The sequence below is a fragment of the Streptomyces sp. NBC_01003 genome, from assembly GCF_045162695.1.
GTDB lineage: Bacteria > Actinomycetota > Actinomycetes > Streptomycetales > Streptomycetaceae > Streptomyces.
In genome coordinates this window covers 6240088-6256319 of record NZ_CP108707.1, presented here as the reverse complement: position 1 = coordinate 6256319, position 16232 = coordinate 6240088, and the positions used below count along the sequence as shown (strand labels likewise).

The following is a 16232-nucleotide window of genomic DNA, read 5'->3' as shown; positions in this document are numbered from 1 at the left end:
AACCGCTGAGCGAACGCGCTTACATACGGACTCTTGGAGTCCGCTCGATATATCCCGACAGATCAGGCCATAAGGGTTTCGACCAGAGTCTCCTGGAGGCCGCCCAGCCACAGGTAGGCCATCACCATCGGCTTGCGCGGGTCCTCGTCGGGGAGCCGGTAGAGGAGATCCGAGTCCTCCTCGTCGGTGATGTCGAGGCGGGTGCCGATCGCGAGGCGCAGATCGTTGAGCGCGCGCATCCAGCGCACGGACTCCTCGGGCGAGAGCTTGAGGACCGCTCCCCCCTCACCCGCGGACGTCAGCGCGTCCAGCGAGCGGATCACCGCGAGCGCGTCCTCGCGCTTGCCGGCCCGCAGGTCGTTCTCGGTGAAGCGCCTGAACTCGGCGGAGTGCGCGCGCTGTTCGTCCGCCTTGTCCACCGTCGCCTCCTCGTTGCCCGGGCCGCCGTAGGCGTCGGGGAAGAGGCGCTGGAGCACCGGGTCGGACGGCGGCTCGCTCGGGCCCTCCGCGAAGAGCTCGGCGAGCGGGTCGCCGGACGCGTCCCCGCCGGGCCCGGGGCCGATCAGCTCCAGGAGCTGGACCGCCAGGGAGCGGATGATCGAGATCTCGACCTCGTCGAGCGCGACGGCAGCGCCGCCGCCGGGAATCGGTTCGAAGTGTCCTGGCATCAGGTGCGTCGCTACTCCGTCGCTGCTTGCGTGCGCTACTTGCGGTCCTGCTGAAGGGTGGCCCACAGACCGTAGCCGTGCATGGCCTGAACGTCGCGTTCCATCTCCTCGCGGGACCCGCTGGAGACGACCGCACGGCCCTTCTGGTGCACGTCGAGCATCAGCTTGGTGGCCTTGTCCTTCGAGTACCCGAAGTACGTCTGGAAGACATACGTCACGTAACTCATGAGGTTGACCGGGTCGTTGTGTACGAGCGTGATCCAGGGAACGTCCGGCTCGGGCACGGCGAAGGTCTCCTCCGCCGACTCGGTGCGTTCGATCTCTAGGGGTGCAGGAGCCGTCACACAGCCCATGCTGCCACTAGGGGGCGGCGACCGCACAAATGGGCACCGGAAATCGTCACACTGACGCTAATTGGGGGTAGCATCCCGGCTATGAACACAGCGGACCTTGGCCTGCCGGTGGATGTTCCGTCGACAGCGCTCTTCACCGATCACTACGAGCTCACGATGCTCCAGGCCGCGCTCAAGGCGGGCACGGCCGACCGGCGCTCGGTCTTCGAGGTCTTCACGCGCAGGCTGCCCGAGGGCCGCCGCTACGGCGTCGTGGCGGGCACCGGCCGGGTGCTGGACGCCGTCGAGAACTTCCGGTTCGACGCCGGCGAACTGGGCTTCCTGCGCGAGCGCGGCATCATCGACGAGCCCACTCTCGAACGGCTGGCCGCCTACCGCTTCAGCGGCGACATCTGGGGCTACCCCGAGGGCGAGGTGTACTTCCCCGGCTCCCCCATCCTGCGGGTCGAGGGCTCCTTCGCGGAGTGCGTCCTCCTTGAGACGGTGGTCCTCTCCATCCTCAACCACGACTCGGCGATCGCCGCCGCCGCCTCCCGCATGGCCTCCGCCGCGGCCGGCCGGCCGCTGATCGAGATGGGCGCGCGCCGCACGCACGAGCTGGCCGCCGTCGCCGCGTCCCGCGCCGCGTACGTGGGCGGCTTCGCCACCACCTCGGACCTCGCGGCCGGCTTCCGGTACGGGATCCCGACGGTCGGCACGTCCGCGCACGCCTTCACGCTGCTGCACGACACCGAGCGCGACGCGTTCCGCGCCCAGGTCGACTCCCTCGGCGAGGGCACGACCCTGCTCGTGGACACGTACGACGTCACGGAGGCCGTGCGCCTCGCCGTGGAGATCGCCGGGCCCGGGCTCGGCGCCGTGCGCATCGACTCCGGGGACCTGCTGCTCGTCGCGCACCGCGTGCGCGGGCAGCTCGACGAACTCGGCGCCACCGAGACGAAGATCGTCGTCACCTCGGACCTCGACGAGTACGCCATCGCCTCGCTCGCGGCCGCGCCCGTTGACGCGTACGGCGTGGGAACACAGCTGGTCACCGGCTCGGGGCACCCGACGTGCTCCATGGTCTACAAGCTCGTCGCGCGCGCCGAGTCCGCCGACCCGAAGGCGCAGCTGCTGCCCGTGGCGAAGAAGTCCATGGGCGCGAAGACGTCCGTGGGCGGGCGCAAGTGGGCCGCACGGCGGCGCGACGACCAGGGTGCCGCCGAGGCCGAGGTGATCGGCACGGGTCCCGTCCCGGCCGAGCTCGTCGACCGGCAGCTCCTGGTCGAGCTGGTCAAGGGCGGCACGGTCGTCGCGCGCGAGCCGCTGGACTCGGTACGCGAGCGGCACGTCGAGGCGCTCGGCGGGCTGCCGCTGTCCGCGACCCAGCTGTCACGCGGAGAAGCGGTGATCCCTACGGAGTATCTGGTGAACACGCCCCTCTGACACTCAAATGCCCCCTCCCGCAACGGACTTCAAGTCTCTACGCTCGAAGTCTCCCAGCCGAAGGACACCTGCTATGCGCCGCGCCTTGATCGTCGCAGATGTGCAGAACGACTTTTGTGAGGGCGGCAGCCTCGCGGTGGCGGGCGGGGCCGACGTGGCCGCGGCCGTCACCGAGCTGATCGGGCAGGCGCCCGCCGGGTACCGGCACGTCGTGGCCACCCGCGACCACCACATCGCGCCCGGTGACCACTTCTCCGAGTCCCCGGACTACGTCCACTCCTGGCCCGCGCACTGCGTGGCGGGCACGGAGGGGATCGGGTTCCATCCGAACTTCGCGCCCGTCGTCGCGTCCGGCGCGATCGACGCGGTCTTCGACAAGGGGGCGTACGCGGCCGCGTACAGCGGGTTCGAAGGGCTCGACGAGAACGGGGTGTCCTTGGCGGACTGGCTCCGTGCGCGGGGGATCACCGATGTGGATATCGTCGGAATCGCCACGGACCACTGCGTTCGCGCTACCGCGCTGGATGCGGTGCGGGAGGGGTTTCGGGCTCAGGTGTTGCTCGATCTGACGGCGGGGGTTGCTGCGGGGACCACCGCGGCGGCGCTGGATGAGATGCGGGGCGCCGGGGTCGAGCTCAGAGGTAAGCCTGTCGTCTGAGCTTTTTCTCCCCCAGCCCGCCCCTTCCCGGCCGTATCAATATGCGGCTCCGCCGCGTGGCCTGGGGCTCTGCCCCAGACCCCGCTCCTCGAACGCCCGAGGAGCTGGATGGTGGAGGCCGCTCTCAAACGCCGGAGGGGCTGGGTGCCGGGGTGGAGGCTGAGCTGGAGTAGCCGGCCCGGCCGGGCTGTCTCGGTCTCAGGAGGGCTCTGATCGGGTGCCAGAGTTCGCCTGCCGTGCAGTGGGGGGCGGCTCGCCAGAGGAGCCCGTCCGGGTGGTGCAGGACCGCCGTGATCTCGTCCGGTGTGGGGGGCTCCGCGTTGCCCCTCAGGTAGATCGCCCGCAGGCCCAGGTTGCGCAGCCGGGTCAGGGCGCGGGCGCGGTTCGCCGCGTGCACCAGGACCCGTACCGCGCCGTCGTCCGGCGACGGGCTTGGCACGGTCAGCGCCACCACCACGGTGCCGTTCGGCAGCTTGCAGAACCCTCCTGCGGACATGACTGTCACACCCCCGTGAGACGTAGTGTCAATAAGAAACCCACAGGACGCACCTAAACACGATCGGCCGTCGCCCGCTAGAGGGCGACGGCCGATCATGCTCTGACCTGCGGCGATGTGGACTACTTCGCCGAGGGGCCGACCTTCACCGTGATCGACGAGCCGTCGAGCGGCTGCCCGACGATCGAGATCCGGGTGTTGGTGTCAGTTGTCTGGACACTGCCGGTCGGGTTCTCCTTGTACCAGTACGTGCCCTTGTGGTCGTCGAAGACCGGGACGCCCAGCTGTGCCGGGATCTTGGTCTCGACGCCGAGCTTGTGCAGCGAGAAGCCCTTGTTCGGGAACCAGCTGAACGGGGCGTCGTACGGCTGGAGCTTGTTGGTGATGTATTTGCCGTCGGCCCACTTGAGCGGCTTGGCGTGGGAGTCGACCGGAAGGATCAGGCCCTTGCCGGGGTGCTGGCCGACGTTGTTGTTGCGCTGCGAGGTGTCCCACTGCCAGATCATCAGGCCGGGGCGGTACGCGAGGTGCTCGACCCAGTCGTTCTTCGCACCGCCGTCGCGCCAACCGAAGTTGTACGGGCCGACCTTGAGGGTCTTGTCGTAGGAGACGTACTGGCGGTTCTCCGCGAGGTAGAACTGCGGGAAGTCGCCCGTCACGGAGGCGCCGACGCGCGAGAAGCCGCGCGCGGTCCAGCCGTTGTCGTCGCCCTCGGCGTTGTCGGTGAACAGCGCCTGGCCGTCCGCCTTGACGGTGAGGTTGTCGGCGGTGAAGCCCATGCCGCCGGCGCCGCCGTCCGTCTTGTAGCGGAAGCGGACGCTGATCTTCTGGCCCGCGTAGGCGTCCAGGGGGAACACCAGGTGCTGGAACTTGCCGGAGACGCCGGTCAGGGCCGGCTTGTCGCCGCCGTCGCGCGGGATGGTGACGCCGTCGGCGGTGCCGTCGATCGTCTTCCAGCTGGCGCCGTCGTCCGTGGACACCTGCGTGTACAGGTAGTCGTAGTCCTTCTCGATGTCGTACCAGCCGTCGAGTTCGAGGGCCGCCTTCGACTTGCCGGTCAGATCGACCGGGCGCGTCAGGGTGTTGGAGAGGTCGTCACCGTAGTCCGACCACCACTGCTTCGCGCCCTCGGTGGGCTTCACGATCTCGGTGGTGACGTTCTTCTTCTCGGGCAGCTCGACGACGAGGGCCTGCTTGCGCTTGGTGTTGTACTCCGAAACACCCAGCGTGTGCGTCGACTTGGTCGCCGCCTTGGCCTTGTCGTAGTTGAGCCAGCCCAGCTGCAGCTTGTCCCAGGCGGTCATGTCGCCCGGCATGTCGCCGATGGAGTCCTTGCCGGTGCCGAGCCAGGAGCCCGCCGACATCAGAGACCAGAAGCCGACCGAGTTCTCGCCGCTGTACGTGGTGTCGTACAGGTCGGGCAGGCCGAGGTCGTGGCCGTACTCGTGGGCGAAGACGCCGAGGCCGCCGTTCTCCGGCTGCATCGTGTAGTCGCCGACCCAGATGCCGGTGTCGCCGACCGGGGTGCCGCCCGCCTTGAAGCCCGTCGGGCCGGTGTCGCCGTCGTCACGGCCGTAGGCGTAACCGCGGTGCGCCCACAGGGAGTCGCCGCCCTGTGCGCCGCCGCCGGCCGACCCGTCCTCGCCCGCGTGGACGATCTGGAAGTGGTCGATGTAGCCGTCGGGCTCGTTGAAGTTGCCGTCGTTGTCGTGGTCCGTGCGGTCCCACTGGTCGTACTGGGCGAGGTCCGTCTTGATGTCGGCGTCGGACTTGCCGGCCGCCTTCTGCTCCTCGACCCACGCGGTCACGCCGTCGCGGACCAGGTCCTCGACGTTCGGGCAGTTGTCGGCGCCGCAGTAGTTGGAGCCGTAACGGGCCTCGTTGTAGGGGACCTTGACCCAGTCCGAGACCTCACCGTCGACCGAGTACCGGCCCGACGACGTCTTCTCGTAGTAGGTCTTCAGCGAGTCGACTCCCTTGCCCGTACCGAAGTACAGGTCCTGGAAGTGCTTGCTGCTGTAGTCCTTCTGCCAGGCCGTGCTGTTGTTCTTGGCACGGTCCGGCTCCGCTATCTGGTTGTGCAGCGGGCCCGGCGTGCCCCCGTACTTGGGCTTCAGGTCAGGCGTGTCGTCGTCGGCGCGGTCGACCAGCGTCGTGTTGTCGACCTTGTCGCCGAACTCCGTCAGGATCGTGAAGATCTTGTCGGTCCGCTCCCGGCCCAGCTCGACGTACTTGTCCTTGCCGAGGCGCACGACCTGCGAGCCGTCGCGCTTGACGACCTTGGACTTCCCGGAGAGCACCTGCTCCAGCGCCGTCTTGCGCTGCTGCTCCATCCGCTGGCTGAAGGGGCCGCCGATGACGTGCCCCTTGCCCCCGTACGTCTTGCCGTGCGACGTGGAGCTTCCTACGGCCGGGGTGTCGGCCTGGGCGCCCGTCGCGAGGACCGATCCGGCAGCCGCGGTCGCGGCCAGCGTCACGAGCACGGCGGCGGATCTCAACGCCCGTCTCTTGGTGGTCACTTGATGGTTCCCCTCCTCCGTGGCCTATCAGCCACGTATCACAAGTGACGCTATTTGACCGGAGGTGAAGGAGAAATAACAGACCTTGACTGGGGCAACCGAAGTGCACTATGCAGTGGCGCGGCACCGATATCCGGACGCGGACTTCCCCCAACGGGCGCGCCGAACTGTCCACTTCGTGGACTCGATGACTCCGTGCGCCCCCCGTGCACCGGCACCGTGGGTTAGGTCACGCTTACCGCCCGTTCTCCTCGGGCATGCGTCGGATTAGAGTCATTTGACGGCGCGCCACGGCCAAGTCGACCCGGCTCCGCACCCCTTACATATGCAGCTGCCAATGGCTCCTGCTATACGCCAGTGAAGCAAGCATCCGCTGTCCCGAGGACGGATAACGCCATGCCGCGTCCGACTGCCGCACAGCTCGCCTACGGTTCCGCGACCGTGATCTTCTCGACACTCGCCATGCTGCTGTTGTCGCAGACGAGTTCGGGTCTCGGCGTCGCGGTCATCGCCCTGGCCGCACTCGGCCTCGGTCTCCTCGTGGCGCTGACGGTCCCCCTGCCGAAGCGGCCCGCCGCCGCGCCGGCACCCGGGGCCGCCGACGCCGGGGTTGTCACGGAGGAGCGGGTGCCCGTGCAGCGGGCCGTCGTGCCCGCGGCCGCCCCGCAGGCCGCCCCCGAGTCCGTGTACGAGGTCGCGCCGTCCGGCACACGCGGACCGGCGGGCCCGTGATCCACGGACCCGCCGGAAACACCGCCCCGCGTCTGCTCAGCCGGTGCTGACCACCACCGTCTTCGCGGCCTTGTCGTGCAGGCCCTGCTTGTAGGGCTTGTCGAAGAAGCTCCAGCCGCCGCAGATCGCGGTCCAGATGCAGGCGCAGCAGAACACCGCCGGCAGCCACAGGACCGCGGCGCGCACCAGGTTGGTCTGGACGCTGGGCGTGGCCCCGTCGTTGAGGTTCGCCACGCGCAGCTTGAGCAGCCGCTTGCCCAGGGTCTGGCCGGTCCTCGCCGTCATGAACGTGTCGTACCCGATGTAGAGGACCGCGGCGAGGACGGACTGGCCGAACTGCTTGCCGTACTCGATCTTGTCGGGGTTCGTCTGGTACTCGGCGACCCCGAACGCCCAGGACAGCAGCCCCACGACGATGCTGACCAGGATGATGTCGATGATCCGCGCGAGCACGCGCTTGCCGCTGTCCGCCAGGGGCGGCATCCCGGCCAGCGGGTCACTCCCGTAGGGGTCACCCCCGTAGGGGCCTCCTCCACCACCGCCGCCGTACGGGGGCGGTGGGGTGCCGCCGGGCGGGGGCGGCGCGGAGTCGTACGGGTTCCCCGGGCCCGGGGGGTTCTGGGGGCCCTGGGGGTTCTGCGGGTCCTGGGGAGTCCCGTACGGGTCCTGCGGGCCGTCGTACGGTGAGCCACCGCCGCTCTGGGACGGCGGCGGCTTTCTGAACGGGTCGTCTTCCGGGGGCTGGCCTGATCCGGGGGGCGGCGGTTCGGTGCTCATGGCCCGAGTCGACCGCGAACCCCCCGATTCCGCATCCGGCGAGCCGCCGTCCGGGGTACGACGGCTCGCCCGTGCGGTGGCCGGCGGGACGGCCGGGGTCAGCCCGCGACGAACGTACGGGCCGCCTTGTCGTGCCAGCACTGGCGCCACGGCCGGTCGAACAGGCACCACAGCACGCCGACGACCCCGATGGCCAGCAGGCCCGTCACGCTGTACACCAGCCAGCGCCGCAGCGCGGCGCCGAACGTCGGCGCCGCGTGCTCCTCGATGTCCCGCACCTGGAGCCCGCACACCTTCTTGCCCAGGGTGCGGCCCCACTTGGCGGTCGGCAGTGCCTCGTAGAGGACACCGGCGACGAGGAGGACGGCGAGGACGATGCCGAGGTAGGCGCCGGTCGTGCCGTCCAGCAGCCAGACCGTGGCCTGGCGGCCCGACGCCTTCGCCGCGTCGATCTTCCCGTCGATGTGGTCGACGGCCTTGGTGCCGAGCGGGACGGCCGCCACCGCGGTGACCGCGCCGAGCACCACCGTGTCGATGAGCCGTGCCGCGAGACGCTTGCCGGGCCCGGCGGGCCGCGCCGACGCCTGCGCCTGGGCTGCCGCCAGGAACGGGTCGTTGGCCACGGGCTTCCACGGCGTGACGGGGCCTTCCGGCTCCGCGGGTTCGCCTGCGGCGGGCTGAGCGGACTGGCCGAGCTGCCCGGACCGACCGGGTTGGGCGAGCTGGTGCACCTGCTGCGCCCAGGACGGCGAACCGCCGCCGGGACCGGAGGTCATGGGGGTGGCGGAGGCGGCAGCGGCCTGCGGCGGGACCGTACCCGGGCGACCGGCCTGGGGCGCGTGGGGCTGGGGCGCGTGGGGCTGGAGCGGGGCGGCTTGTGGAGCCTGCGCCTGGTGGGCCGGGGGTTGCTGAGCCGGCCCCTGCGGGGCGAAGCCCTGATGGGGCTGGGGCTGAGGCTGGGAGTTGGCCTGCTGGGGCGCGGGCTGCTGGGCCTGGTGGCCCTCAACCTGCTGACCCTGGTGGCCCTGCGCGTGCCGACCGGCCGCCTCCTGGGATGCCGGCCCCTGACCCTGCACCACAGGCCCTTGCGCCGCAGGCAGCTGCCGGCCCGGCACCTGCGGAGCTGACAGCGCTCGCATCGTCATCGTGCCCTCGGGGCGGTCCACAGGCGAGGTGGGTCGGCGGAACGTGACCGTCCCGTCCGTGGGCGCCGTTGGGGGCTCCGGCTGTGCGGGGCGGGCCGTGAGCGCGCCGTCCGTGCGCTCCTCCTGCGGCGGAGCAGGCACGCGCGGGTCGGCGCCCCAGGACACGCGGCGGTCCTGCTCGCCGCCGAAGCCGGTCTGGCGGGACGCGTCCGCCTGCCACGCCGTGGCGGGTTCGGGTGCGGCCGGCTCGTCCGAGTACCGCTCCGGCTCCTCGTCGAGGAAGACCGGGCCGGTCTCCTCGACGGGCAGAGGCGCAGGAGAAGGAGAAGGAGAAGGCGAAGGGGTGGGGGCCGGGGTCACCCCGGCGGGGGCGGCGAGGGATTCGCCGTCGGACGGGGCCGGGCGGCTCGTGCCCGGCACCCACGCAGCACCGTTCCAGTACCGGACATATCCGGGAATGGACGGGTCGGGGTAGTACCCGTCGCGGGGCCTGTCGTCGCCGGGGGCCGGAGTTGGGGCGCTCATGTCCGTCGTCCCGTATCTGCTCGGGGGTTTTGTTGGGGGTCCACATCTATCAGACCACCGCCCGCCACCGGGCGGGTCCGCCCGTACGGACCACTTTCCGGGGACGCCGGAAAAACTTTCCGGAACTCGCGTAATGCTCCGCGCCCTTCGCCCTCTCTCCTTGCACGGGCCCGCTCTCGCGGGCCCCCGCACGACCCGTACGAGGAGAGGAAACGCACGACATGCACACCGTGGTGGAACGTGAACTCGAGCTGAGGCTCGTCCTGTCGCCCGATCGCAGCATCCCCGTCCCTGCCCGGCTCACCTACCGGACCGACGACCCGTACGCCGTCCACATCGCCTTTCACATCGGCTCCGAGAACCCGGTCAACTGGACGTTCGCGCGCGAGCTGCTGGTGGAGGGGGTGTTCCGGCCGTGCGGGCACGGGGACGTGCGCGTGTGGCCGACGAAGGTCGACCGCCGCAGCGTCGTGCTCATGGCGCTGAGCTCACCGGACGGCGACGCGCTCCTGGAGGCGCCCGCCGCCGCTGTGTCCTCGTGGCTGGAGCGGACGCTGCGGGTGGTCCCTCCGGGCTCTGAGTCCGAGCGGCTCGGCATCGACGACGGCCTCGCCGAGCTGCTCGCCCCCACCCCGGGCCGCGTCGACGAGCTGTGGCTGCGCGACCCGTGGCCCTCGGACGAGTCGAAGGACGGTGAGTGAGCACGCGTCCCACGGGGGTGGACGCGAGCAGAGGGACGAACCAGGAGTGGCGGGCGTCAGAAGAGCTTGCCCGGGTTGAGCAGGCCGAGCGGGTCGAAGGCCGCCTTGACGGCGCGCTGCATCTCGATGCCGACCGGGCCGAGCTCGCGCGCCAGCCACTCCTTCTTGAGGACGCCGACGCCATGCTCGCCGGTGATGGTCCCGCCGAGTTCGAGACCGAGCGCCATGATCTCGTCGAAGGACTCGCGGGCCCGCCGGCCCTCGTCGGCGTCCTGGGCGTCGAAGCAGACGGTGGGGTGCGTGTTGCCGTCGCCCGCGTGGCAGCAGACGCCGATCGTCAGGCCGTACTTCTCGGCGATACGGTCGACGCCACTGAGCATCTCGGCGAGCCTCGAGCGCGGCACGCACACGTCGTCGATCATCGTCGTGCCCTTGACCGCTTCGAGCGCGGTGAGGGAGAGGCGCCGGGCCTGGAGCAGGAGTTCGGACTCGGCTGCGTCCTCGGCGGGGACGACCTGGGTCGCGCCCGCGGCTTCGCACAGGGCGCCGACGGCGTCGAGGTCGGCGGCCGGGTCGAGGGTGTCGAAGGCCGCGAGGAGCAGCGCCTCCGTGGTCTCGGGCAGCCCCATGTTCGCCATCGCGTTGACGGCCTTCACGGTCGTACGGTCCATGAGTTCGAGCAGTGACGGAACGTGACCGCCCTCCATGATCTTGCAGACCGCGTCGCAGGCGGCGTCCGTGGAGGCGAATTCTGCGGCCAGGACCAGCTGCTGCGGCGGCTCGGGCCTGAGCGCGAGCGTGGCCCGTACGACGATGCCGAGGCTGCCCTCGGAGCCGACGAACAGACGCGTGAGGTCGTAGCCCGCGACGCCCTTGGCGGTGCGGCGTCCCGTGGACAGGAGCCGGCCGTCGGCGAGGACCACGTCGAGCCCGAGGACGTACTCCGCCGTCACCCCGTACTTCACGCAGCACAGGCCGCCCGATGCCGTGCCGATGTTCCCGCCGATGGTGCACATTTCCCAACTGGACGGGTCCGGCGGGTAGTAGAGGCCCTTTTCGTTGACAGCGCGGGAGAGCGTGGCGTTGATGACGCCCGGCTCGACGACCGCGATCCTGTCGACGGTGCTGATCTCCAGGATGCGGTCCATCTTGACCAGGGACAGCACGATGCAGCCCTCGGACGCGTTGGCCGCGCCGGACAGGCCCGTGCGGGCGCCCTGCGGGACGACCGGCACGCGGAGCTCGGTCGCCGTGCGCATCACGTGCTGGACCTGCTCGACGGTGCGGGGCAGCACCACGACGGCGGGCGCGCCCGCGTCGCAGAAGCTGGCCATGTCGTTGGCGTACGAGGCCGTGACGTCGGGGTCGGTGAGGACCGCCCCGGACGGGAGGCCTTCCTGAAGTCGTTCGGTGAGTGTGCGGCTCATGATCACAGCGTCGCACTCGGGGCCATCGGTGTGAACCCGTCTGAGACGGCCTTCACGTGCCGGGATGTTGCCGTGATGTGCTCTTCGTATTCACGCACAGTGTGCGCCATGAAGACCGAGGAGACCGAGGAGACCGAGGAGACCGAAGCGGAACGGCCGGCTACGGCCACTGGTCCCGAGCCGGGGCGCCGACTGTCCCCGCTGGTGAAGCGCGTGCTGATCGGCACCGTCGCGGGGTCCGTGGTGCTCGGCGGCGTCCTGCTGGTGCTGCCCGCCTCGCCGGAGCGCGCCACGCCGCCCGCGCCGGGGTCCGCCGGGCGGGCGATGGACGCGGCGGCCGCGGGGGCCACCGCGTCGCTGCCCGATCTGACGGCGCTCATCGGGGAGCGCGAGTCGTATCTGCGGGCCCATCCGCGTGACGACCGCTCGTGGGCGGTGCTCGGGGCCGCCTACGTGGAGCGGGGGCTGCGGACGGCCGACTCGGCGTACTACCCGAAGGCGGAGCGCGCCCTGCGGACCTCGCTGAAGACGCGGCCCTCCGGAAACGTGGACGCCCTGAACGGGCTCGCCGCGCTCGCCAACGCGCGGCACGACTACCGCGCCGCGAAGAAGTGGGGCGAGGCGTCTGTGAAGCTGGCGCCGAAGCGGTGGACGACGTATCCGCTGCTCATCGACACCTACGGGCAGCTCGGGGACTACAAGGCAGTGGACCGGACCCTGAAGAAGCTGACGGAGCTGCGCTCGGGCGCGGCCGTGATGGCACGCGAGGGGCAGGTCTACCGGGACCGCGGCTGGCGTGACGACGCGCTCGCGACGCTGACCGACGCGGCGGCACTCGCCTCGACGCCGTCCGAGCAGGCCGCGTGTCTGCACCGGGTGGGTGAGCTCGCGTGGGAGCGGGGCAAGCCCGCGGAGGCGCTGAACTACTTCGCCCAGGCCCTCGCGGCAGACCCCGACCACGACGCCTCGCTCGCCGGGAAGGGCCGCGCCCTGGCGTCGCTGGGCCGTACGACGGAGGCGGTCCAGGCGTACCGGAGCGCGCTCACCAAGCGCCCGCGGCCCGAATACGCCCTGGAAATGGGCGAGTTGTACCAGTCGATCGGGTTCAGCGACGCGGCGAAGGCACAGTACGACCTGCTGCGGAAGCGGGTGGAAGCGGACGGGGCGAACGGGGTCGACGACTCGCTCCTCCTCGGCCGGTTCGAATCGGACCACGGGGACCCGCGGGCGGCCGTGACCCGGCTGCGGGCCGAGTGGGAGCGGGCGCCGAGCGTGCAGACCGCGGACGCGCTGGGCTGGGCGCTGCACAAGGCGGGCGACGACAAGGAGGCGCTGAAGTACGCGAAGCGCGCGACGGACCCGGAGCACGGGGGCACCGTACGCAGTGCGCTGATCGCCTACCACCGGGGGGAAGTGGAGAGGGAATTGGAGCTGGACGGGCCCGCCCGCCGGCACATCGGCGAGGCACTGCGCATCAACCCGGCGTTCTCGCCGCTCCTGGCCCCGCTCGCGAAGGAGGCGCTGACCGCGCTGGGCGAGCCGTCGGCCGACGGGCCCGAGACGGAGGCGAACCCGGCTCCGTCTCCCCATGCGGCGCCCCGGAGCTCGGCCCCCGAGCGCCCCGCAGCCCGGCGCCCGGCGAGCAAAAGCCCCGCGACGCGCCCGGCCGCCCCTGTCGCGCCGCCCAGGTCCGCGGCCCCGCCGGCCACGCCTCCGGCAGCCCCGGCCCCGGCCAAGCCGTCGTCCCGGCAGGCACCTCCGGCGCCCAAGTCCCCAGGCGCGTAACCCCGGCTCCCTGAAGCACACCCGGCTAAATCACACCAGTCCCGATGAGCCCGTTCCGCGTGATCAGGGACGCCAGTTCCGCCTCGCTCAGGCGGTCCGTTCCCGCGGGGCGCCTCGGCAGGACCATGTACCGCGTCTCCGCGCTGGAGTCCCAGACCGTGATGTCCACGGTCTCCGGAAGTGTCACGCCGAACTCGGCGAGGACGCCGCGCGGGTCCCGCACGACGCGGGAGCGGTACGCCTCGCTCTTGTACCAGCCGGGCGAGGGCCCGAGCAGGCGCAGCGGATAGCAGGAGCACAGCGTGCAGACGATGACGTTGTGGGTGTCGGCGGTGTTCTCGACGACGCGCAGCCGCTGCTTCTGAACTCCCCCGGCGGCGAAGCCCAGTTCACCCACCGCCGCGGTGCCGTCGGCGAGGAGCCGCTCGCGGTAGGCCGGGTCGGTCCACGCGCGGGCCACGACCTTCGCGCCGTTCACGGGCGAGGCGCCCGCCAGGAACCCGTCGATGACCTCGTCGACGGTGTCGCCCCCGACGATGCCCTGTGCCTCCAACAGGCTTTCCAGTCGCCGAACCTGACGGGAGATCACCGCGTCCTCGTGCGTACCGGACATCACTCGGCCTCCCTCAGATAGCTCTCCGACAGGTCGAGTACGACGTGGTGGTCGCCCTCGCCCCACAGCTCGCGCGCCGCGAACCGGACCGCGTAGATCATCTCGACGGGGGCGTCGTCCCGCCCCTGCGCACGCACGTCGGCGAGCGGCGCCCGGCCCTCCGGCTCGACCACGACGCCGCGCTTGCCACGGGCGTACCGCGGCAGGCGCGTGTGGTGCGGCGGGTCGTGCGGGTACGTGCGGACGTGGGCGCCGGCCGCGAACCGGTCAGTCATCGCGCAGCGCCCCTTCCTCGATGACGCCCTTGCGTTCGAGGAGCGTGCGGATCGCGTGGAACCAGCGCTCGTAGTACGAGGCCGCGAGGTACTCGCCCGGCGGCATCGTCTCGATGGCGTCCCTGAACTCGTCGAGGTTGAAGACCCCTTTGACGAGGAGCGCGCGCTGGAGGGCGAAGACGCGCGCCTCCCAGTCCGCGTGAAAGGGCTCGGCGTCGTCGCTGGTGTCGATGGCGCCGAACCCTGTCATGCCGCCCACGTCATTGATCCTGGCCATGGGACCAGCCTAGGACGTGTACCTACGGAGTGCCCCTAGAGATTGCCGCGCTTGTCCTGCTCGCGCTCGATCGCCTCGAAGAGCGCCTTGAAGTTGCCCTTTCCGAAGCCCATCGAGCCGTGCCGCTCAATCATCTCGAAGAAGACGGTCGGCTTGTCCTGGACCGGCTTCGTGAAGATCTGCAGCAGGTAGCCGTCCTCGTCGCGGTCGACGAGGATCTTCTGCTCGCGCAGGGTCTCGACGGGCACGCGCGTCTCGCCCGCCCACTCGCCGAGGGTGTCGTAGTACGAGTCGGGGGTGTCGAGGAACTGGACGCCCGCGGCGCGCATGGTGCGTACGGACTCGACGATGTCGTTCGTGGCGAGCGCGATGTGCTGGACGCCGGCGCCGCCGTAGAACTCCAGGTACTCGTCGATCTGGGACTTCTTCTTGGCGATGGCGGGCTCGTTGATCGGGAACTTGACCTTGAGCGTGCCGTCGGCGACGACCTTCGACATCAGGGCGCTGTACTCGGTCGCGATGTCGTCGCCCACGAACTCCTTCATGTTCGTGAAGCCCATGACCTTGTTGTAGAACGCCACCCACTCGTTCATCCGGCCGAGCTCGACGTTGCCGACGCAGTGGTCGATGGCCTGGAAGGTCCGCTTGGCCGGCGGCGCGACGACGGGCTCGGCCGCCGCGAAGCCGGGCAGGTACGGGCCGTCGTACCCGGTGCGCTCGACGAGCGTGTGGCGGGTCTTGCCGTACGTGGCGATCGCGGCGCGCACGACGGTGCCGTGCTCGTCCTTGGACTCGTACGGCTCCGTGATGCCGCGGGCGCCGTGCTCGACGGCGTACGCGTACGCGGCGCGGGCGTCCGGGACCTCGATGGCGAGGTCGACGACGCCGTCGCCGTGCTCGGCCACATGGTCGGCGAGGAAGTGGCCCCAGTCGGTGGAGACCTTGATGACGGAGGTGAACACGAAGCGGGCGGAGCCGTTCGTGAGCACGTAGGAGGCCGTCTCACGGCTGCCGTTCTCCGGGCCCGAGTAGGCCACGAGCTTCATGCCGAAGGCGGTCGAGTAGTAGTGGGCGGCCTGTTTGGCGTTGCCCACGGCGAAGACGACCGCGTCCATTCCCTTCACCGGGAAGGGGTCGGCCTCGCGCGCGGTGTCGGGGGTGGTCTGGATGTTCGCAGAAGTAGCTGCCATGGCCCGAGGCTCCCTCCGAACCACAAGGTGCGCAATAGTTTGTGATTCCGGTGGTCAATCTGCTCAGCGGATCGTCAATATGGGCGGGCGATCTGTACAGGATGACCACCCCGGAGGCCCGCATGGCGATCGATCATCTGGACGGGCAGCTGATCCTGCTCCTCGCGCGCGAGCCCCGTATCGGGGTGCTGGAGGCGTCCCGGCGCCTGGGGGTCGCGCGCGGCACCGTTCAGGCGCGCCTCGACCGGCTTCAGTCGAACGGAGTCATCCGCGGCTTCGGACCTCAGGTGGACCCGGCGGCCCTCGGCTATCCGGTCACGGCGTTCGCCACGCTGCAGATCCGGCAGGGCCAAGGCCCCGACGTCAGGGCGCACTTGACGACCGTCCCCGAGGTCCTCGAACTCCACACGACGACCGGCACCGGCGACATGCTGTGCCGTCTCGTGGCCCGCTCGAACGCCGATCTCCAGCGGGTGATCGACCGGGTCGTGGGTTTTGATGGCATCGTCCGGGCTTCCACCGCGATCGTCATGGAGAACCCCGTTCCGCTGCGGATCATCCCGCTCGTGGAGCAGGCCTCGTCGGATTCCTGACGCGCACGTCCTCGACGCTCGCGGCGTCCGCCCGGACGAGGTGAGTGCCGGCGCTGCGTCTTCCCGGGGACAA

General features: G+C 70.5%; 17 protein-coding genes. 6 read left to right on the top strand and 11 right to left on the bottom strand.

Annotated features, from left to right (window positions below; genetic code table 11):
- Positions 1-62 precede the first annotated feature (62 nt).
- Both OG698_RS28545 and clpS read right to left on the bottom strand, forming a co-directional pair.
- Positions 63-668 carry a DUF2017 domain-containing protein gene (locus OG698_RS28545; RefSeq protein WP_406106355.1) on the bottom strand — a complete coding sequence of 202 codons (606 nt, stop codon included), beginning with the start codon at positions 666-668 and terminating at the stop codon, positions 63-65.
- 35 nt (positions 669-703) lie between these two features.
- On the bottom strand, positions 704-1021 hold the full coding sequence (gene clpS / locus OG698_RS28540; protein ID WP_100593970.1) for an ATP-dependent Clp protease adapter ClpS: 318 nt from the start codon (positions 1019-1021) through the stop codon (positions 704-706).
- An 81-nt stretch (positions 1022-1102) separates the two neighbouring features.
- On the opposite strand from clpS, the gene OG698_RS28535 reads away from it, so the two are divergent.
- Positions 1103-2446, top strand: a complete 1344-nt coding sequence (locus tag OG698_RS28535; RefSeq protein ID WP_406106353.1) for a nicotinate phosphoribosyltransferase — start codon at positions 1103-1105, stop codon at positions 2444-2446.
- A gap of 73 nt (positions 2447-2519) precedes the next feature.
- Positions 2520-3104 carry an isochorismatase family protein gene (locus tag OG698_RS28530; protein WP_406106351.1) on the top strand — a complete coding sequence of 195 codons (585 nt, stop codon included), beginning with the start codon at positions 2520-2522 and terminating at the stop codon, positions 3102-3104.
- A 124-nt stretch (positions 3105-3228) separates the two neighbouring features.
- On the opposite strand, the gene OG698_RS28525 is transcribed toward OG698_RS28530, so the two are convergent.
- Positions 3229-3600: a hypothetical protein gene (locus OG698_RS28525; RefSeq protein ID WP_383084586.1), complete on the bottom strand. Its 372-nt coding sequence runs from the start codon at positions 3598-3600 to the stop codon at positions 3229-3231.
- Between the two features lie 122 nt (positions 3601-3722).
- Entirely contained in the window at positions 3723-6119 is a 2397-nt protein-coding gene (locus OG698_RS28520; protein WP_406106349.1) for an immune inhibitor A domain-containing protein, read from the bottom strand.
- Between the two features lie 396 nt (positions 6120-6515).
- Between OG698_RS28520 and OG698_RS28515 the strand changes: the two genes are divergently transcribed.
- Positions 6516-6851, top strand: a complete 336-nt coding sequence (locus OG698_RS28515) for a hypothetical protein (RefSeq protein WP_406106347.1) — start codon at positions 6516-6518, stop codon at positions 6849-6851.
- A 36-nt stretch (positions 6852-6887) separates the two neighbouring features.
- On the opposite strand, the gene OG698_RS28510 is transcribed toward OG698_RS28515, so the two are convergent.
- Both OG698_RS28510 and OG698_RS28505 read right to left on the bottom strand, forming a co-directional pair.
- Positions 6888-7628 (bottom strand): RDD family protein, encoded by a 741-nt coding sequence (locus OG698_RS28510; protein ID WP_406106345.1) that lies wholly within the window; start codon positions 7626-7628, stop codon positions 6888-6890.
- Between the two features lie 98 nt (positions 7629-7726).
- Positions 7727-9298 (bottom strand): RDD family protein, encoded by a 1572-nt coding sequence (locus OG698_RS28505; RefSeq protein ID WP_406106343.1) that lies wholly within the window; start codon positions 9296-9298, stop codon positions 7727-7729.
- A 221-nt stretch (positions 9299-9519) separates the two neighbouring features.
- On the opposite strand from OG698_RS28505, the gene OG698_RS28500 reads away from it, so the two are divergent.
- Positions 9520-9999: an SsgA family sporulation/cell division regulator gene (locus tag OG698_RS28500; protein ID WP_406106341.1), complete on the top strand. Its 480-nt coding sequence runs from the start codon at positions 9520-9522 to the stop codon at positions 9997-9999.
- A gap of 56 nt (positions 10000-10055) precedes the next feature.
- Here the strand turns inward: OG698_RS28500 and OG698_RS28495 are convergent, their stop codons facing one another.
- Positions 10056-11426 carry an FAD-binding oxidoreductase gene (locus OG698_RS28495; protein ID WP_399973430.1) on the bottom strand — a complete coding sequence of 457 codons (1371 nt, stop codon included), beginning with the start codon at positions 11424-11426 and terminating at the stop codon, positions 10056-10058.
- Positions 11427-11534: 108 nt separating this feature from the next.
- On the opposite strand from OG698_RS28495, the gene OG698_RS28490 reads away from it, so the two are divergent.
- On the top strand, positions 11535-13211 hold the full coding sequence (locus tag OG698_RS28490; RefSeq protein WP_406106338.1) for a tetratricopeptide repeat protein: 1677 nt from the start codon (positions 11535-11537) through the stop codon (positions 13209-13211).
- Positions 13212-13236: 25 nt separating this feature from the next.
- On the opposite strand, the gene nthA is transcribed toward OG698_RS28490, so the two are convergent.
- Genes nthA through hppD form a run of 4 tightly spaced genes read right to left on the bottom strand, consistent with a single transcriptional unit; the run spans position 13237 to position 15566 of the window.
- Entirely contained in the window at positions 13237-13824 is a 588-nt protein-coding gene (nthA, locus tag OG698_RS28485) for a nitrile hydratase subunit alpha (protein WP_399973426.1), read from the bottom strand.
- Complete coding sequence (locus OG698_RS28480; protein ID WP_100593959.1) at positions 13824-14099, bottom strand: SH3-like domain-containing protein; 276 nt, start codon at positions 14097-14099, stop codon at positions 13824-13826. Before OG698_RS28480 ends, nthA begins: the two co-directional genes overlap by 1 nt.
- Complete coding sequence (locus OG698_RS28475) at positions 14092-14376, bottom strand: SH3-like domain-containing protein (protein WP_100593958.1); 285 nt, start codon at positions 14374-14376, stop codon at positions 14092-14094. Before OG698_RS28475 ends, OG698_RS28480 begins: the two co-directional genes overlap by 8 nt.
- Before the next feature lie 35 nt (positions 14377-14411).
- Positions 14412-15566: a 4-hydroxyphenylpyruvate dioxygenase gene (hppD, locus tag OG698_RS28470; RefSeq protein WP_399973420.1), complete on the bottom strand. Its 1155-nt coding sequence runs from the start codon at positions 15564-15566 to the stop codon at positions 14412-14414.
- Between the two features lie 122 nt (positions 15567-15688).
- On the opposite strand from hppD, the gene OG698_RS28465 reads away from it, so the two are divergent.
- Positions 15689-16159, top strand: a complete 471-nt coding sequence (locus OG698_RS28465) for an Lrp/AsnC family transcriptional regulator (protein WP_100594293.1) — start codon at positions 15689-15691, stop codon at positions 16157-16159.
- Positions 16160-16232 lie beyond the last annotated feature (73 nt).

Bases quoted from the DNA above. Each gene is read 5' to 3' on its own strand.
- OG698_RS28530 (WP_406106351.1), top strand. From the start codon at position 2,520: ATGCGCCGCGCCTTGATCGTCGCAGATGTGCAGAACGACTTTTGTGAG.
- OG698_RS28505 (WP_406106343.1), bottom strand. From the start codon at position 9,298: ATGAGCGCCCCAACTCCGGCCCCCGGCGACGACAGGCCCCGCGACGGG.
- OG698_RS28465 (WP_100594293.1), top strand. From the start codon at position 15,689: ATGGCGATCGATCATCTGGACGGGCAGCTGATCCTGCTCCTCGCGCGC.
- OG698_RS28500 (WP_406106341.1), top strand. From the start codon at position 9,520: ATGCACACCGTGGTGGAACGTGAACTCGAGCTGAGGCTCGTCCTGTCG.
- OG698_RS28510 (WP_406106345.1), bottom strand. From the start codon at position 7,628: ATGAGCACCGAACCGCCGCCCCCCGGATCAGGCCAGCCCCCGGAAGAC.
- OG698_RS28475 (WP_100593958.1), bottom strand. From the start codon at position 14,376: ATGGCCAGGATCAATGACGTGGGCGGCATGACAGGGTTCGGCGCCATC.
- nthA (WP_399973426.1), bottom strand. From the start codon at position 13,824: ATGTCCGGTACGCACGAGGACGCGGTGATCTCCCGTCAGGTTCGGCGA.
- hppD (WP_399973420.1), bottom strand. From the start codon at position 15,566: ATGGCAGCTACTTCTGCGAACATCCAGACCACCCCCGACACCGCGCGC.
- OG698_RS28515 (WP_406106347.1), top strand. From the start codon at position 6,516: ATGCCGCGTCCGACTGCCGCACAGCTCGCCTACGGTTCCGCGACCGTG.
- OG698_RS28495 (WP_399973430.1), bottom strand. From the start codon at position 11,426: ATGAGCCGCACACTCACCGAACGACTTCAGGAAGGCCTCCCGTCCGGG.
- OG698_RS28545 (WP_406106355.1), bottom strand. From the start codon at position 668: ATGCCAGGACACTTCGAACCGATTCCCGGCGGCGGCGCTGCCGTCGCG.
- OG698_RS28535 (WP_406106353.1), top strand. From the start codon at position 1,103: ATGAACACAGCGGACCTTGGCCTGCCGGTGGATGTTCCGTCGACAGCG.
- clpS (WP_100593970.1), bottom strand. From the start codon at position 1,021: ATGGGCTGTGTGACGGCTCCTGCACCCCTAGAGATCGAACGCACCGAG.
- OG698_RS28480 (WP_100593959.1), bottom strand. From the start codon at position 14,099: ATGACTGACCGGTTCGCGGCCGGCGCCCACGTCCGCACGTACCCGCAC.
- OG698_RS28490 (WP_406106338.1), top strand. From the start codon at position 11,535: ATGAAGACCGAGGAGACCGAGGAGACCGAGGAGACCGAAGCGGAACGG.
- OG698_RS28525 (WP_383084586.1), bottom strand. From the start codon at position 3,600: ATGTCCGCAGGAGGGTTCTGCAAGCTGCCGAACGGCACCGTGGTGGTG.